The organism is Nocardioides sp. Leaf374, assembly GCF_916862475.1.
Classification (GTDB): domain Bacteria; phylum Actinomycetota; class Actinomycetes; order Propionibacteriales; family Nocardioidaceae; genus Nocardioides; species Nocardioides kribbensis.
This window is the reverse complement of the sequence record NZ_CAKASO010000017.1, coordinates 1-15,011: the sequence shown is the minus strand read 5'-3', so window position 1 is coordinate 15,011 and position 15,011 is coordinate 1. Positions and strand designations below refer to the sequence as shown.

At 73.6% G+C, this 15,011-nt stretch carries 17 protein-coding genes and 3 tRNA genes; 4 read left to right on the top strand and 16 right to left on the bottom strand.

The window, feature by feature from the left end; all coding sequences use genetic code 11:
* Window positions 1-79 precede the first annotated feature (79 nt).
* The 5 genes from rplA to LPA27_RS09835 all read right to left on the bottom strand — a co-directional run bounded on the left by rplA (window position 80) and on the right by LPA27_RS09835 (window position 2,727).
* Window positions 80-799: a 50S ribosomal protein L1 gene (gene rplA, locus LPA27_RS09855; protein WP_056864788.1), complete on the bottom strand. Its 720-nt coding sequence runs from the start codon at window positions 797-799 to the stop codon at window positions 80-82.
* Window positions 800-881: 82 nt separating this feature from the next.
* A complete protein-coding gene (rplK, locus tag LPA27_RS09850) occupies window positions 882-1,310 on the bottom strand; it encodes a 50S ribosomal protein L11 (protein WP_056864789.1) in 429 nt (142 codons plus the stop codon).
* Window positions 1,311-1,396: 86 nt separating this feature from the next.
* Window positions 1,397-2,260: a transcription termination/antitermination protein NusG gene (gene nusG / locus LPA27_RS09845; RefSeq protein WP_162242282.1), complete on the bottom strand. Its 864-nt coding sequence runs from the start codon at window positions 2,258-2,260 to the stop codon at window positions 1,397-1,399.
* A 91-nt stretch (window positions 2,261-2,351) separates the two neighbouring features.
* Window positions 2,352-2,600, bottom strand: coding sequence for a preprotein translocase subunit SecE (secE, locus tag LPA27_RS09840; protein ID WP_056865227.1), 249 nt, complete (start codon window positions 2,598-2,600; stop codon window positions 2,352-2,354).
* 54 nt (window positions 2,601-2,654) lie between these two features.
* Window positions 2,655-2,727 (bottom strand) — tRNA-Trp (locus tag LPA27_RS09835).
* Window positions 2,728-2,843: 116 nt separating this feature from the next.
* On the opposite strand from LPA27_RS09835, the gene LPA27_RS09830 reads away from it, so the two are divergent.
* Window positions 2,844-3,872, top strand: a complete 1,029-nt coding sequence (locus LPA27_RS09830; RefSeq protein WP_228942306.1) for an adenosine deaminase — start codon at window positions 2,844-2,846, stop codon at window positions 3,870-3,872.
* A 97-nt stretch (window positions 3,873-3,969) separates the two neighbouring features.
* Window positions 3,970-4,503 carry a DUF4190 domain-containing protein gene (locus LPA27_RS09825; protein WP_228942305.1) on the top strand — a complete coding sequence of 178 codons (534 nt, stop codon included), beginning with the start codon at window positions 3,970-3,972 and terminating at the stop codon, window positions 4,501-4,503.
* 15 nt (window positions 4,504-4,518) lie between these two features.
* Here the strand turns inward: LPA27_RS09825 and LPA27_RS09820 are convergent, their stop codons facing one another.
* The 10 genes from LPA27_RS09820 to LPA27_RS09775 all read right to left on the bottom strand — a co-directional run bounded on the left by LPA27_RS09820 (window position 4,519) and on the right by LPA27_RS09775 (window position 12,391).
* Window positions 4,519-5,550, bottom strand: a complete 1,032-nt coding sequence (locus LPA27_RS09820) for a UDP-N-acetylmuramate dehydrogenase (protein WP_228942304.1) — start codon at window positions 5,548-5,550, stop codon at window positions 4,519-4,521.
* The gene (locus LPA27_RS09815; protein ID WP_416383238.1) at window positions 5,547-5,966 is read right to left on the bottom strand and encodes a MaoC/PaaZ C-terminal domain-containing protein; all 420 of its coding nucleotides are present in this window, start codon (window positions 5,964-5,966) and stop codon (window positions 5,547-5,549) included. The genes LPA27_RS09820 and LPA27_RS09815 overlap by 4 nt, the downstream gene beginning before the upstream one ends.
* On the bottom strand, window positions 5,963-6,361 hold the full coding sequence (locus LPA27_RS09810) for an FAS1-like dehydratase domain-containing protein (protein ID WP_056905345.1): 399 nt from the start codon (window positions 6,359-6,361) through the stop codon (window positions 5,963-5,965). Before LPA27_RS09810 ends, LPA27_RS09815 begins: the two co-directional genes overlap by 4 nt.
* A gap of 124 nt (window positions 6,362-6,485) precedes the next feature.
* Window positions 6,486-6,656, bottom strand: coding sequence for a 50S ribosomal protein L33 (gene rpmG / locus LPA27_RS09805; RefSeq protein WP_056864794.1), 171 nt, complete (start codon window positions 6,654-6,656; stop codon window positions 6,486-6,488).
* Window positions 6,657-6,692: 36 nt separating this feature from the next.
* Window positions 6,693-6,769 (bottom strand) — tRNA-Met (locus LPA27_RS09800).
* Between the two features lie 56 nt (window positions 6,770-6,825).
* Window positions 6,826-6,898 (bottom strand) — tRNA-Thr (locus LPA27_RS09795).
* A 58-nt stretch (window positions 6,899-6,956) separates the two neighbouring features.
* The gene (locus LPA27_RS09790; RefSeq protein WP_056905344.1) at window positions 6,957-8,384 is read right to left on the bottom strand and encodes an amidase; all 1,428 of its coding nucleotides are present in this window, start codon (window positions 8,382-8,384) and stop codon (window positions 6,957-6,959) included.
* A gap of 9 nt (window positions 8,385-8,393) precedes the next feature.
* On the bottom strand, window positions 8,394-8,990 hold the full coding sequence (locus LPA27_RS09785; protein ID WP_056864796.1) for a DNA-3-methyladenine glycosylase I: 597 nt from the start codon (window positions 8,988-8,990) through the stop codon (window positions 8,394-8,396).
* The gene (locus LPA27_RS09780; RefSeq protein WP_228942303.1) at window positions 8,987-9,979 is read right to left on the bottom strand and encodes a pirin family protein; all 993 of its coding nucleotides are present in this window, start codon (window positions 9,977-9,979) and stop codon (window positions 8,987-8,989) included. Before LPA27_RS09780 ends, LPA27_RS09785 begins: the two co-directional genes overlap by 4 nt.
* Window positions 9,980-10,006: 27 nt before the next feature.
* The gene (locus LPA27_RS09775) at window positions 10,007-12,391 is read right to left on the bottom strand and encodes an FdhF/YdeP family oxidoreductase (RefSeq protein ID WP_082500468.1); all 2,385 of its coding nucleotides are present in this window, start codon (window positions 12,389-12,391) and stop codon (window positions 10,007-10,009) included.
* A gap of 136 nt (window positions 12,392-12,527) precedes the next feature.
* Between LPA27_RS09775 and LPA27_RS09770 the strand changes: the two genes are divergently transcribed.
* Window positions 12,528-13,145, top strand: a complete 618-nt coding sequence (locus LPA27_RS09770) for an RDD family protein (protein ID WP_228942302.1) — start codon at window positions 12,528-12,530, stop codon at window positions 13,143-13,145.
* A 55-nt stretch (window positions 13,146-13,200) separates the two neighbouring features.
* Here the strand turns inward: LPA27_RS09770 and LPA27_RS09765 are convergent, their stop codons facing one another.
* Window positions 13,201-14,328: a glycosyltransferase gene (locus LPA27_RS09765; RefSeq protein ID WP_228942301.1), complete on the bottom strand. Its 1,128-nt coding sequence runs from the start codon at window positions 14,326-14,328 to the stop codon at window positions 13,201-13,203.
* A gap of 79 nt (window positions 14,329-14,407) precedes the next feature.
* Here LPA27_RS09765 and LPA27_RS09760 point away from each other — a divergent pair.
* Window positions 14,408-15,011, top strand: a 604-nt coding sequence (locus LPA27_RS09760) for a hypothetical protein (RefSeq protein ID WP_416383237.1), incomplete at its 3' end; no start/stop codon positions are given.

Below are 15,011 nucleotides of genomic sequence, written 5' to 3'. Positions count from 1 at the left end.
GCCCGGTGCCCCCTCGCGGGGGCGCCGGGCCTTCGTCGTCAGGCCGGTCACGCGCCAGCGGCGCGCGGGACCGCAGCGCTCAGGCCGTGGCCTCGTCGTCGGAGGCGACGTTCTTCACGCGGTTCGGGTCGACCTGGACACCGGGGCCCATGGTCGTCGAGACGGTGACCTTCTTGATGTAGCGGCCCTTGGAGCTGGCGGGCTTGAGCCGCAGCACCTCCTCGAGCGCCGAGGCGTAGTTCTCGGCCAGCTGGGTCTCGGAGAACGAGGCCTTGCCGATGATGAAGTGCAGGTTGGCGTGACGGTCCACGCGGAACTCGATCTTGCCGCCCTTGATGTCGGTGACGGCCTTGGCCACGTCGGGGGTGACGGTGCCGGTCTTCGGGTTCGGCATGAGGCCGCGGGGGCCGAGCACGCGGCCGAGACGGCCGACCTTGCCCATCATGTCGGGGGTCGCCACGACGGCGTCGAAGTCGAGCCAACCGCCGGAGACCTTCTCGATGAGGTCGTCGCCGCCGACGACGTCGGCGCCGGCCTCACGGGCGGCCTCGGCCTTGTCGCCGTTCGCGAAGACGAGGACGCGGGCGGTCTTGCCGGTGCCGTGGGGCAGGTTGACCGTGCCGCGGACCATCTGGTCGGCCTTGCGGGGGTCGACGCCGAGGCGCATCACGACGTCGACGGTCTCGTCGAACTTCTTCTTGCTGGTGGTCTTGGCGATCTTGATCGCGGCCAGCGGGGCGTGGATCTCGTCCTTGTCGAACGACTCGGCCGCCGCGCGGTAGGTCTTGCTGCGCTGCATGTCTGGGTCTCTTTTCGTCGAATGCCAGGTGTGGTCAGGTGGGCCAGCGCGGCCCTGCCACGTGGTGCGTGGAGGTGGTGCGTCAGTCGGTGGTGATGCCCATGGAGCGGGCGGTGCCCTCGACGATCTTGATCGCGGCGTCGATGTCGTTCGCGTTCAGGTCGGGGAGCTTGGTCGTGGCGATCTCGCGCACCTGGTCCTTGGTCAGCTTGCCGACCTTCTCCTTGTGCGGGACGCCCGAGCCCTTCTTGAGGCCGGCGGCCTTCTTGATCAGCTCGGCGGCCGGAGGGGTCTTCGTGATGAAGGTGAAGGACCGGTCCTCGTAGATGGTGATCTCGACCGGGATCACGTTGCCGCGCATGGCTTCGGTCTGGGCGTTGTAGGCCTTGCAGAAGTCCATGATGTTGACACCGTGCGGACCGAGGGCGGTACCGACCGGCGGGGCCGGCGTCGCGGCGCCGGCCTGGAGCTGCACCTTGACCAGTGCGGCGATCTTCTTCTTCGGAGGCATCTCTACTTCTCTCTTCCGTGGTCATGACGGGGGCGGTCCCCCTGCCACATGTGCGTGGTGCTGGCCGCCTCGGGGGCGGCCGGGCCTCAGACCTTCTGGATCTGGCTGAAGCTCAGCTCGACCGGGGTCTCCCGGCCGAAGATCTCGACGAGGGCCTTGACCCTCTGCGACTCACCGTTGATCTCGGTGATCGTGGCGTGGAGCGTGGCGAACGGACCGTCGACCACCATGACGGAGTCGGACACGTCGAAGTCGGCGACCTCGACGGGCTTCTTCGCGGTGGTGGCGCTGCCGGGGGTCGAGGTGCCGGTCGCGACGGCCTCGGCCTCGGCGCGGGCCACGACGGCGGGGGCGAGCATGTCCTCGACCTCGCTCATGGTCAGCGGCACGGGCTGGTGGCTGTTGCCGACGAAGCCGGTGACCGACGGCGTGTGGCGCACGGCCGACCACGACTCGTCGGTGAGGTCCATGCGCACGAGGACGTAGCCCGGCAGGACGGTGCGTCGCACCATCTTGCGCTGGCCGTTCTTGATCTCCGCGACCTCCTCGGTGGGGACCACGATCTCGTGGATGTAGTCCTCCATGTTGAGGGAGATGATGCGGTTCTCGAGGTTGGACTTCACCCGGTTCTCCATGCCGGAGTAGGTGTGCACGACGAACCAGTCGCCGGGCTTGGCCCACAGCTCGCGGCGGAAGCGCTCGAGCGGGTCGTCCTCGTCGGGCTCGTCACCGTCGGACCCGCCGTCGGCCTCATCGGCTGCGTCGGCCTCGGCGTCGTCACCGGGGAGGCCCTCGGAGTCGCTGGTGTCCTCGACCACGTCCACGGGCTCGGTCGCCTGGAGGGGCAGACCCAGCTCGTCGACGGCGCCGGGCGCCTCGTCGGGGTTGCCCGACGTCTCGAGGGCCGCGTCGGTCTCCTCGGTCTCGATCGAGTCGTGCTGCTCCGTCACAAGTGCTCCATCAGGTCTGTGTCTCGTCGTCGGCACGGCGTCGGCCGGTGCCGGGTGCCCGCCCCGGGGGGCCGGCGGTGGGTGCGCGTCGCTACTGCGCGGCGTTGCCGGTGAAGACGGCGAACGCCAGGCGGCCCAGGCCGAGGTCGAGGGCCGACACGAGCGCCATCATCACGAGGACGAACACCATCACCACGAAGAAGTAGGTGACCAGCTGCTCCTGGGTCGGGTAGACGACCTTGCGGAGCTCGGCGACGACCTGGCGGTAGAACGTCGGCAGGCTCGTGCGCTTCGCGGTGCTGCTGTCGCCCGGGTCGCGGACCGCCTTGCTGTCCGACACGACCGTCACCTCTCCTCGTTGAGTCCGACCGGTCGGGTCCGACCGGTTGTCCTGCAGGGCACGAGGGACTTGAACCCCCAACCTTCGGTTTTGGAGACCGATGCTCTGCCAGTTGAGCTAGTGCCCTCCGGCGGACCGCGGGCATGCCGAAGCATGTGGACAGACCGCCAGTCGAGAACTCTACGCACTGCACCCGGCAGGCGCCAAAAACCGGTCCGGGCGCCCTGGGCGACCAGCCCTACGATGGCCGGCGTGCGCGACCTCCAGGCCCTGCCCAAGGCCCACCTCCACCTGCACTTCACGGGGTCGATGCGCCACGCCACGCTCCTGGAGCTGGCCGAGCGCGACGGCATCGCACTGCCCGACTCCCTGGTGGAGGACTGGCCGCCCCGGCTGAGCGCCGCCGACGAGAAGGGGTGGTTCCGCTTCCAGCGGCTCTACGACGTCGCGCGCTCGGTGCTGCGCACCGAGGCCGACGTGCGCCGGCTCGTGCGCGAGGCCGCGGAGGACGACGTGCGCGACGGCGGCCGGTGGCTGGAGATCCAGGTCGACCCGAGCGGCTACGGCGCCCGCTTCGGCGGCATCACCGCCTTCACCGACCTGGTGCTCGACGCCGTGGCGGAGGCCTCGCGCGCCACGGGCCTGGGCATCGGCGTGGTCGTCGCCGCCAACCGCACCCGCCACCCGCTCGACGCCCGCACCCTGGCCCGGCTCGCCGCGCAGTACGCCGGGCGGGGCGTGGTCGGCTTCGGGCTCTCCAACGACGAGCGCCGCGGGGTGACCGAGGACTTCGGCCCGGCCTTCGCCATCGCCCGCCGCGCCGGCCTCCTGCTCGCCCCCCACGGTGGGGAGCTGCTGGGGCCGGCCTCGGTGCGCCGCTGCCTCGACGCCCTGGGGGCCGACCGCCTGGGCCACGGCGTGCGCTCGGCCGAGGACCCGCGCCTGCTCGACGAGCTGGTCGCGGCCGGTGTGGCGCTGGAGGTCTGCCCGGTCTCCAACGTCGCCCTGGGCGTCTACAGCGACCTCACCTCGGTGCCGCTGCCCACCCTGCTGGCCGCCGGTGCCCAGGTCGCCCTCGGCGCCGACGACCCGCTCCTCTTCGGCTCGCGCCTGGCCGGGCAGTACGCCACGATGCGCGCCGCCCACGACCTCGACGACGCGCAGCTGGCCGACCTGGCCCGGATGTCGCTGCGGGCCTCCCGGGCTCCCGACGACCTGCGCGAGCGCGCGCTCGCCGAGGTCGACGACTGGCTGCGGGCCCCTGCGCCCTAGGCTCCCGCGCCCGGCACCCGGTCGGCTGCTCCCGGCCACCCGGTCCCGATCGCCGCGGCGGCCCCCGCGAACGCGCCCCGGGTGGGAGGATCGCCCCGTGAGCGACCCCGACGAGACGATGCCCCCCACGCACCAGCCCTACGGCGGCGCCGGACGGTCAGGCGACGCTCCGGCGTCCGGGCAGGGCCAGCCGCCCGAGCCGCAGGCCCCCTACGGGTCCTCCTCCCAGCAGGGTCCCTACGGACAGCCGCCCGCGACCCAGCCCTACGGACAGCAGCCCTACGGCCAGCCGTACGCCCAGCCCTACGGACAGCAGCCCTGGGCCGGCCAGCCCTACGGGTACGCGGCCCCGACGACCACCCACCCGCAGGCCAACACCGCCCTCGTGCTCGGCATCGTGGCGATCGGCGGCATGTTCGTGTGCGGCCTGCCCGTGCTGGTGTCGCCCTTCGCGTGGTACGTCGGGGCGAGGGCCAAGCGGGAGATCGAGGCCGAGCCGGGCCGCTGGAGCGGGCGCAGCGAGGCCAACACCGGCATGGTCCTGGGCATCGTCGGCACCGCGCTGCTCGCGCTGGGCGTGCTCGCGGCGGTGCTGCTGGTCACGCTCGCGGTCGCCGGCTCCTCGGTCTGAGGACCCGGTCCGGGGTCACAGCGAGCAGCCCACCAGCACCGGCTCGTTGACCAGGCGTACGCCGAAGCGCGCCTCGACGCCGTCGCGGACCTCGCGGGCCAGCGCCAGGACGTCGGCCGCCCGCGCCGCACCGCGGTTGGTGACGGCGAGCGTGTGACGCGTCGACAGCGTCGCGGGGCCCGAGCCGTGGCCCTTGCCGAAGCCGGCGTGCTCGATCAGCCAGGCCGCCGACGTCTTGACGCGGCCGTCGGGCTGCGGCCAGGCCGGGGCGCCCTCGGGGAGGTCGCCGGGGGCCACGACGGGGTTGGTGAAGAACGAGCCCGCGCTCCACGTGTCGTGGTCGGCGGCGTCGAGCACCATGGCCTTGCCGCGGCGCAGTCCGAGCACGGCCGCGCGCACGTCGGCGAGCGGGGCGCGCTGGCCGACCTCCACGCCGAGGGCGCGCGCCAGCTCGGCGTACCGGACCGGCTCGCCGAGGGTGCCGACGCGCAGCTGGAAGGTCACGCTGAGCACGACGAAGCGCGCGGGCTCGGCCTTGAAGCGGGAGTGGCGGTAGCCGAAGCCGCACTCGGCGTTGGCCAGCGTGAGGAACCGGGCGCCCACCCGGTCCCAGACGCGCACCGAGGCGATGGTGGAGGCGACCTCCTGGCCGTAGGCTCCGACGTTCTGGATCGGGGTGGCGCCGACCGCGCCGGGGATGCCGGCGAGGGCCTCGATGCCCGCCCACCCGGCCTCGACGGCACGGGCGACGAGGGCGTCCCAGCCCTCCCCCGCGGCGACCTCGACCATGACCCCGCCGCAGGCGGCGGCCTCCTCGGGGTCGACGTCGGGCCGCACCCCACGGGTGGCGACGGCGACGACCGTGCCCGCGAAGCCCTCGTCGGCGACGACCAGGTTGCTCCCGCCGCCGAGCACCAGCACGGGGGTCCCCTCCGCGTCGGCCTCGCGCACGGCGGCGAGGAGCTCCTCCTCGGTGGTCGCGGTGACGAAGCGCTGCGCCGGACCCCCGACGCGCAGGGTGGTGTGGTCGGCCAGCCGCTCGCTCATGCGCGCACGACGGCACGGGGCATGCCGAGCACCTTCGTGCCCCCGCAGGTGACCTCGAGGGCGAGGGTGGCCAGACCGTCGGCGACCTCCTTGACGCTCGCGCCCACCACGACCTCGACCCCGTCCTCGTCGTCGGGCACGACGACCGGCTGGGTGAACTTGCAGCCCAGCTCGACCACCTCGGCGCCGTCGGTCCAGTCGGCCACCGCCCGCGCGGCGAGGGCCATCGTGAACATGCCGTGCGCGATGACCCCCGGCAGACCCACCGACGTCGCGACGCGCTCGGACCAGTGGATCGGGTTGAAGTCGCCGCTGGCGCCGGCGTAGCGGACCAGGTCGGCACGGGTCACGGAGAAGGTGCGCGGCTCCAGCACGGCGCCCTTCACCAGGGCACCCGCCCCCGGCACCGCGCTCACGCCTCGCCCCGGTGGACGAGGGTGGCGGTGGCGGTGCAGACGAGCGCACCGTCGGCGTCGGAGATGTCGCTGCTGGTGCCGATGATGTCGTTGCCGCCGATCTGGCGCAGCGTCGCCACGGTCAGCTTCGCGGTGAGCACGTCGCCGGCGACCACCGGGCGGGCGTAGGTGAAGCGCTGCTCGCCGTGGACGATGCGGCGCAGCTCGACCTGCTCGGCCTCGAGGAAGTCGTTCATGGCGTCGAAGGCGAGCACGATCGGGAACGTCGCGGGGGCCGGGCCACCCTCCCAGGAGCCGCCCGAGGCCTCCGCGAACGCCCGGAGGCGCTCCTCCGAGACCGGGTAGGGCCGTGTGGGCGGGTAGGCACGACCGACGAGCGAGGAGTCGACTGGCATGCTCCCCAACCTAGTCGCAGCCGACGGCCGGGACGACGCGGCGTGGCCCTGGAGGACGGCCCGTGGAAAGCAGACGACCCGCCCGGTGGGACCGGGCGGGTCGTGGAGCGTCGGGGACGCGGCGTCAGCGGGTCTCGCGGTGAGCCTGGTGCTGACGGCAGCGGGGGCAGAACTTCGCCAGCTCGAGCCGGTCGGGGTCGTTGCGGCGGTTCTTCTTGGTGATGTAGTTGCGCTCCTTGCACTCGACGCAGGCGAGCGTGATCTTGGGGCGAACGTCGGAGCTCTTGCTGGCCACGGGAAGTCCTTGCGGGTCGTCGATGGGTGCGGAGATTGGTAGCGGGAGCGGGACTCGAACCCGCGACACCACGATTATGAGTCGTGTGCTCTAACCACCTGAGCTACCCCGCCACACGGGCAGGAGTGCGCCCCCCAGAGTAGCCCGGGGGGCGTCACGCCTGTGCCAGAGCCCCTTTACGGAATCGAACCGTAGACCTTCTCCTTACCATGGAGACGCTCTGCCGACTGAGCTAAAGGGGCAACGACCGAGAACCATACACACGCCGGGCGGGATCGAAAAATCGGCCCGCAGCGACGCTCAGGACACGGCCCCGGGAGCCGCTCCGGGCCCCCTCACGGAGGCGAACGGGCGGGCCTGCTCGAGCTCCAGCGACAGCTCGAGCAGCAGGGCCTCGCGCCCCGCGCCGGCGGACAGCACGACCCCCTGCGGGAGCCCCGAGGAGGTGGTCGCCAGGGGCAGCGACACCGACGGGTCGCCGGTGACGTTCTGCACCGGGGTGAAGGCCACCCAGGCCAGCAGCCGCTCCACGATCGTGGCGTGGTCGAGGGTCGGTGACAGGTGGCCCAGGAGCGGCGTCTCGTGGGCCACGGTGGGGGTCAGCAGGACGTCGTGACGGGCGAAGAAGGCCGCGGAGCGGTCGGGGGCCCGGCGCATCCGCAGCAGTGCCGCGGGCAGGTGGTGCACGTGGCGCCGCAGGTGTCGGTCGAGCCCGCGGGTGAGGTGGTCGAGCCGCTCGGGGTGCCAGTCGCGGCGGTGGACCAGGCGGCCGGTGCGGACCACGGCGGAGGCGAGGAAGGCCCAGTAGAGCAGGAAGTCGTCGGGGAGGGACGCGTCAGCGGGCACCTCGGCGACCTCCTCGACGTGGTGGCCGAGGTCCTCGAGGAGCGCGCCCACGCCCCGGGTCAGCGCCGCGACCTCGGGGCTGGCGCCGTGGCGCAGGCCGGTGGTGTTCAACGCCACGCGCAGCCGGGCACGACCGGGGCGGGTGATGTCGCCCACGGGCGGGAGGTGGAGCGCGCGGTAGACCCGCTCGGCCTCGCGGAGGAAGGCGGCGGTGTCGCGCACCGAGCGCGTCAGCACCCCGTCGCTGACGATGCGCACGGGCATGTCGCGGTGCACGCGGTCCTGGGCCAGCCGGTCGCGCGTGGGCTTGAGGCCGACCAGGCCGTTGACCGAGGCGGGGATGCGGATGGAGCCGCCTCCGTCGTTGGCGTGGGCCAGCGGCACCGCCCCTGCGGCCACGAGCGCGGCGGCGCCGGCCGACGAGGCCCCGGCCGGGTGGTCGGTGGACCAGGGGCTGCGCACGGGCCCCAGGCGGGGGTGCTCGGCGACCGCGTTGAAGCCGAACTCCGAGAGCCGGGTCTTGCCCAGCACGACGAGCCCCGTCGCACGGACCATCCGGGCCACGTCGCCGTCGCGCCTCGCCACCGGCGCGGTGTAGGCGTCGGTGCCGTCGCCCGTGGGCATCCCCGCCGCCGCGACGTTGTCCTTGAGGTACGTCGGCACCCCGGCGAAGAAGCCCGGCCGGGGGTCGAGCGCCTCGGTGCGGGCCCGGTCGTGGGCGGCGTGGGCGACCGCGCCGAGGACCGGGTCGACCCGCTCCACCCGGGCGATGGCCGCATCGACGACCTCGCGCACCGAGACCTCGCCGCTGTGCAGCGCGGCGACCAGGCCGACGGCGTCGTGGTCGGCCAGGGCGTCGTCGGTGAAGGCGTGCACGCGCATGCCGGGACGCTACTGCGTGACCTCGCCCCTGCGGTGGCAACCGAGCAGGTGGGGGTCGAAGACGCCGACGGCCTCCATGAGGGCGAACATCGTGGTCGGCCCGACGAAGGCGTAGCCGTGCCGCTTCAGGGCCTTCGACAGCGCCGTGGACTCCGGCGAGGTGGTCTGCTGCTCCCCGGTGTGGTGCGGGGCCGGAGGAGCCTGCGGAGCGTGCTCGAGCACCAGCGCCTCCAGGCCACCGGAGGAGCGCAGCGCGACCGTCGCCGCGGCGTTGGTGAGCGCGGCCTCGATCTTGCGGCGGTTGCGCACGATGCGGGCGTCGGCCATCAGCCGCTCGGTGTCGGCGGCGTCGAGGGCGGCCACCCGCTCGGCGTCGAAGCCGAGGAACGCCTCGCGGAAGGCCGGGCGCTTGGCCAGGATCGTCGACCACGACAGACCCGACTGGAAGGCCTCCAGCGTGAGCCGCTCGAAGTACGCCGACTCCCCGGACACCGGCCGACCCCACTCCTGGTCGTGGTAGTCGCGCATCGTGCCGGGCGCACCCGCCCACGGGCACCGTGCCACGCCGTCCTCCCCCACGACGGGCCCCACCCCGGTGCCGCTCATCGGCGCTCGCGCAGCCGCACCCGCGGCAGGTCGGGGGCCGGGATCGGCGCCAGCGACTCACCGGGCACGACGCCGAAGGGACCGTCGACGGCGTGGTCGGGGGAGCCGTCGGCGCCCGCGCCGGCCTCGACCTGGGCCTGCCAGGCCGCGCGGTGGGCGACGACCTCGTCGTGGTCGCGGCCCACGAAGTTCCACCACATCACGATGGCCTCCCCGAAGGGCGGGCCGCCGAGCACCAGCAGGCGCGCCCCCTCGGCGCCGGCGTGCAGGGCCAGGACGCCCGCTCCCGGTGGCACGTAGGCGAGCTCGTGGGCCTCGACCGCCTCCCCCGCCGCGTGGACCGAGCCGGTGTCGACGAGCACCCCGTGCTCGAAGGAGGGGTCGACGTCGAGGTCGAGCCGGGCCCCGGGCTCCAGCAGCAGCTCGGCGCCCAGCAACGGGGTGTGGGTGGACACCGGGGAGGTCTCCCCCAGCAGCGACCCGAGGAACACCCGGGCCACCCAGCCGTCCCCGGTGCGCGGTGCGGGTGCGTGGTGGTCGAAGGCGGGGTCGACGAAGCGGGCGCCGTCGGGCAGGGCCACCCACAGCTGCGCGCCGTGGAGGGTGGTCGTGCCGGGGGGCGACACCTCGGAGTGGCTGATGCCCCGGCCGGCGGTCATGAGGTTGAGCTCCCCGGGGCGCACCATCGCGGCCGTGCCGAGGCTGTCGCGGTGCTGCACCTCGCCGGTGAACAGCCAGCTCACGGTCTGCAGGCCGGTGTGGGGGTGGGGTGCGACGACCATGCCGCCGGTGGAGGCGACGTCGTCGGGCCCGTAGTGGTCGAGGAAGCACCACGCGCCGATGAGGGAGCGCCCTCGCTGGGGCAGCGTGCGTCGCACCGTCATGCCGCGCGGGCCACCGAACGGCACCAGCCGCGGGGCGACGACCTCCACGGTCGTCGACCCCGCGGCGCAGGTGACCTCGTCGGGGCGCTCCTCGAGGTTGCTCACCGCTGCTCCGTCCTGGGCCGGGGCCGGTCAGGAGAGCTGGTCGGGCTCGACCCAGTGCTTGCCCTCGTCGTCGGCGTCAACGCTGGGGTCGAAGAGCACCCCGGCGTTGCTGTTGATCTCGTCGCCGGCGACCGCGTCGGTGGGCCGCAGCGTGACGATCACGGACTTGAAGGCCGGCTGGTTGCTGCCGAGCGCCTTGGACTCCAGCGGGACCAGGGGGTTGGTCTCGGGATAGTAGGCCGCCGCGCAGCCGCGGGGCTGCTCGTAGGAGACGACCCGGAAGGCCGGGGCCTCGCGCCGCGAGCCGTCCTCCCACTCGCTGCACAGGTCGACCATCTGGCCGTCGACCAGGCCCAGCTCGGTGATGTCCTCGGGGTTGACGAACACCACGCGGCGACCGTTCTTCACCCCGCGGTAGCGGTCGTCGAGACCGTAGATCGTGGTGTTGAACTGGTCGTGCGAGCGCATGGTCTGCAGGACCAGCCGGCCCTGCGGCACCTCGAGGATCTCGGTGGGGATCGCGGTGAAGACGGCCTTGTCGACCTTCGTGGGGAAGGTGCGGGAGTCGCGCGGCGGGTGCGGCAGGACGAACCCGCCGGGCTGGGCGACCTTCTCGTCGTAGGACTCGCACCCGGGCACGACGCGCGCGATGCGGTGGCGGATCTCGCTGTAGTCGGAGCGGAACGCGTCCCAGGGGAGGTCGTGGCGCTCGCCGATGGTGGCCTGGGCCATCGAGCAGATGATGTCGACCTCGCTGCGCAGGTGCTCCGAGGCCGGCTTGAGCGGGCCCTTGGAGGCGTGCACGGCCGACATCGAGTCCTCGACGGTGATGCGCTGCTCGCGGCCGCCGGTGTGGTCCTTCTCGCTGCGGCCCAGCACGGGGAGGATGAGGGCCTCGGTGCCGTGCACGACGTGCGAGCGGTTGAGCTTGGTCGAGACGTGCACGGTCAGGTCGGCGTTGCGCATGGCCGCCTCCGTGACCGTGGTGTCCGACATCGCCGAGACGAAGTTGCCGCCCATGCCGAAGAAGACCTTGATCTTGCGGTCGCGCAGCTCGCACACGGCGGCCACCGCGTCGACGCCGTGCTCGCGCGGCGGGTCGAAGCCGAACTCCGCCTGGAGGGCGTCGAGGAAGTGCGCCGGCGGGCGCTCCCAGATGCCCATCGTGCGGTCGCCCTGCACGTTGGAGTGCCCGCGCACCGGGCACAGACCCGCACCGGGCTTGCCGATGTTGCCCTGCAGGAAGGCGAGGTTGGAGATCTCCTTGACCGTGGCCACGCCGTTGCGGTGCTGGGTGATGCCCATGGCCCAGCAGATCGTGGTGGCGTCGGACTCGGCGAACATCCGCGCGGCCGCCTCGATCTGCTCACGGCTCAGGCCGGTGGCGCGCAGGACGAGGTCCCAGTCGAGCGCGCGGGCGGTCTCGGCCCAGGCCTCGAAGCCGGTGGTGTGGCGCTCGATGAAGTCGTGGTCGAGGGCGTCCCACTCCAGGAGCAGCGAGCCGATGGCCTGGAAGAGCGCCTGGTCGCCGTTGATCTTGACCGGCAGGTGCATGTCGGCGATCTCGGTGCCGTTGAGCGCCATGCCCTTGGGCGTCTGGGGGTTCTTGAACCGCACCAGGCCGGCCTCGCGCAGCGGGTTGATCGCGAGGATCTTCGCGCCGTTCTTCTTGGCGATCTCCAGCGCGCTGAGCATGCGCGGGTGGTTCGTGCCGGGGTTCTGGCCGGCGATCACGATGAGCTTCGCGACGTGGATGTCCTCCAGGCTGACCGAGCCCTTGCCGATGCCGATCACCTCGGCCAGGCCGACCGAGGTCGACTCGTGGCACATGTTGGAGCAGTCGGGGAGGTTGTTGGTGCCGAAGGCGCGCACGAAGAGCTGGTAGGCGAACGCCGCCTCGTTGGAGGTCTTGCCCGAGGTGTAGAACACCGCCTCGTCGGGGCTGTCGAGGCCCTTGAGGTGGCCGCCGATGAGGGCGAAGGCGTCGTCCCAGCTGATCGGCTCGTAGTGGGTGCCGCCGGCCCGCACGACCATCGGCTCGGTGAGGCGACCCTGCTGGCCCAGCCAGTAGTCGGTGCGCTCGCGCAGCTCGGCCAGGGGGTGGGCGGCGAAGAACTCCCGGCCGATGGTGCGCTTGGTGGCCTCCTCGGTGACCGCCTTGGCGCCGTTCTCGCAGAACTCGGCGGTGTGGCGGTGCGACGGGTCGGGGTCGGGCCACGCGCAGCCCTGGCAGTCGAAGCCGTCGGCCTGGTTGAGCTTGAGGAGCGTCTGCGCGGTGCGCACGACACCCATCTGCTCGATGGAGCGCTTCATGGAGACCGCGACCGCGGTCTTCCCGGCAGCGGCGTGGGCGGTGCCGCCGACCTCGAGGTCGGATTCGTCGATGTCGTGGCGGGGGGCGGTGCGGCTCATGGGCACCATCATGCTCCGGCGCACCAGCGCCACCACACCTGCCCGGGTGGCAGACCTGGCTCGCGCCCGCACCGCGCCGCTAGATTGCGGGCCCCGAGGTGTGCGAGCACCCACCGAGCCCCACCCAGGAGAGACCATGTCGTCCTACGACCCGCCGAACCCCCCGAACCCGCAGGACCCCTACGGCCAGCAGGGCGCCGGCCAGCCCGGCTACGGCGCACCGCAGTACGGGGCTCCCCAGTACGGCGCTCCGCAGTACGGCGGCCAGCCGGGCGGCGCGGTGCCCGCGGGTCTGCTCGAGCGCTTCCTGGCCCGGCTCATCGACGGCGTGCTGCTGCTCGTCGTCAGCTTCATCATCGGCCTGGTCTTCGGCGGCAACGTGGTCGCCACCGACGGCACCGACGAGCAGAGCTACGCCGCCGCCGCGGCTGCGATCCTGCTGGGTGTCGTGATCAACCTCGCCTACTACGGCTTCCTGGAGTCCTCCCGCGGCGCCACGCTGGGCAAGCAGCTGCTCAAGCTGCGCGTGGTCGCCCCCGAGGGCGGCAACCCGACCCTCGCCACCGCGGTGAAGCGCAACATCTTCCTCGCCTTCGGCCTGGCCGCGCTGGTCCCGTTCCTCGGGATCATCGGCAACCTCGCATCCCTCGTGGCCGTCATCGTCATCGCCGTGCAGATCAACGGCGACAAGGCCCAGCGCCAGGGCTGGCACGACAAGTTCGCCGGCGGCACCCACGTGGTCAAGGTCGGCTGACCCGACAGCACCCGGCAGCACCCAGCAGCACCCAGCAGCACCGCCTCGGGGCGGGTCAGGCCGACAGCCTGGCCCGCCCCGACACGCGTGCGTGCACGGTGAGCATCGCGTCGACCGCCTGCGGCCAGGTGAAGAGCTCGGCGCGGGCCCGGGCGCCCGCCCGGCGCGCACCCTCCGGCCGGGCCGCGAGCTCCAGCACCGCGTCGGCCAGGGAGGCGGCGTCGGGCGCACCCCAGGCGCCCGAGGCGGCGTCGACCAGCTCGCGGGCGCCACCGCGGTCGGCGGTGACGACCGGGGTGCCGCAGGCCAGGGCCTCGAGCACGGCCAGCCCGAAGGTCTCCCCCGGGCACACCGACAGGGCGACGTCGGCCGCGGCCAGCCGACCGGCGACCTCGGCGCGACCGGCGACGTAGCCGTGCAGGCGCACCGGCGCGGCGCCCGCCAGCGCCTCCAGCTCGTCGCGGTGCGGGCCCTCGCCGTAGACGTCGAGACGCACGGGCACCCCGCGACGGTGGAGCTCCACGGCGGTGGCGACGGCCAGGTGCGGCGACTTCTCCCGCGAGAGCCGGCCGACGTGCACCAGGCGCAGCTCCGGCCCCGCCGTCGGGCGCGACGGGTCGGGGCGGAAGGTCGCGAGGTCGACCCCGAGCGGCACCTGCGCGACAGGGCAGCCGGCGGCCGCGGCGACCTGCGCGAACTCGCGGCGCGCGTAGTCGGAGGTCACCACGAGGGTGTCGACACTGCGCACGAGCAACCGGTTGAGCACGCGCACCGAGGCCTTGGCCCCGAGGTCGAGGCCCGTGCGCAGGGCGAGCATGTCGTCGAGGCGCTCGTGGGAGAAGAGCACGCTGCCGACCCCACGGCGACGGGCCCAGCGCGCCACGGGCAGCAGCGTCGTCTTGTCGCTGAGCTCCACCGAGGTGGGCGCGAAGTCCTCCAGCACGTCGGTGACGCGCCAGGGCTCGACGATCAGGCGGTAGCCGCCACCGACACGCGGCGCGCGCAGCTGCACGACGTCGCCCTCCGGGGTCTCGGTGCGGGCGTCGACCGGGCCCGGCACGACGAGCAGCCGTCGCGCGCCGGCCGCGGCGTACCCCTGCCCGAGCGCGGCGACGGCGGTCCGCATGCCGCCGGAGGAGGGGCCGATGAAGTTGGCCAGCTGGGCGATGCGCACGCGGGTCACCGTGGCGGCACGCGGTGAACGGACGGCGACGTCGCCGTGGCCCCGGTGTGGCCGGCTCCGGCCCTCTAGGCTGCCGGTCGTGCCCGCACCGTGGACCCACGCCCTCGCCGACGCGGTCGTGAGCGACCCCGCCCTCCCCCCGTCGTACGACGAGCGCCTCGGCTCCCTGCCGGGCGCGGCGCTCGTCGCCGACACCGACCTGCCGCGGCTGGCGCTGCCGCAGGAGGGCCGGCTCGCCGTGGCCGTCGCGGTCACCGGCGGGGCCGGCCAGCTGGCCGGTCCGGCCGGGTGGTGCGCACGCCGGCCGCAGGTGTGCCTGACGAGGCTGGCGGTGACGCTGCGCGACCTCGACGACCTGGCCGGCAACGCCCGCCGGGTCGTCGCCGCGGTCGACGCGGCGCGCGGAGAGGGCGCCCTCGCCGACGACGTCGTCGTGCAGGTGGGCGTGCCGGCGGGCCACCTCGGCCCCACCGGCCCCACGACCGCCTGGCTGGCGGCGCTCGACGAGCTGGCCGCCGCCGAGCTCGGCTTGCTGCTGCCCGCCGCCACCGAGCCCGGGCTGCTCGCGGCGCTGGTCGACGCCGCCCTCGACCGCGAGACCCCGTGGCACGCCACCGGCGCCGGCGCCGCACCGGTGCCCGCCCCCGGCCCGCTGGCGCTGCTCGGGGCCACCCGGCTGGCCT

Excerpts from the sequence above, each read along its gene's own strand:
- rplA (WP_056864788.1), bottom strand. The coding sequence starts at position 799 with ATGCAGCGCAGCAAGACCTACCGCGCGGCGGCCGAGTCGTTCGACAAG.
- rplK (WP_056864789.1), bottom strand. The coding sequence starts at position 1,310 with ATGCCTCCGAAGAAGAAGATCGCCGCACTGGTCAAGGTGCAGCTCCAG.
- LPA27_RS09830 (WP_228942306.1), top strand. The coding sequence starts at position 2,844 with ATGGCCGGCGTGCGCGACCTCCAGGCCCTGCCCAAGGCCCACCTCCAC.
- LPA27_RS09820 (WP_228942304.1), bottom strand. The coding sequence starts at position 5,550 with ATGAGCGAGCGGCTGGCCGACCACACCACCCTGCGCGTCGGGGGTCCG.
- LPA27_RS09810 (WP_056905345.1), bottom strand. The coding sequence starts at position 6,361 with ATGCCAGTCGACTCCTCGCTCGTCGGTCGTGCCTACCCGCCCACACGG.
- LPA27_RS09790 (WP_056905344.1), bottom strand. The coding sequence starts at position 8,384 with ATGCGCGTGCACGCCTTCACCGACGACGCCCTGGCCGACCACGACGCC.
- LPA27_RS09785 (WP_056864796.1), bottom strand. The coding sequence starts at position 8,990 with ATGAGCGGCACCGGGGTGGGGCCCGTCGTGGGGGAGGACGGCGTGGCA.
- LPA27_RS09775 (WP_082500468.1), bottom strand. The coding sequence starts at position 12,391 with ATGAGCCGCACCGCCCCCCGCCACGACATCGACGAATCCGACCTCGAG.
- LPA27_RS09770 (WP_228942302.1), top strand. The coding sequence starts at position 12,528 with ATGTCGTCCTACGACCCGCCGAACCCCCCGAACCCGCAGGACCCCTAC.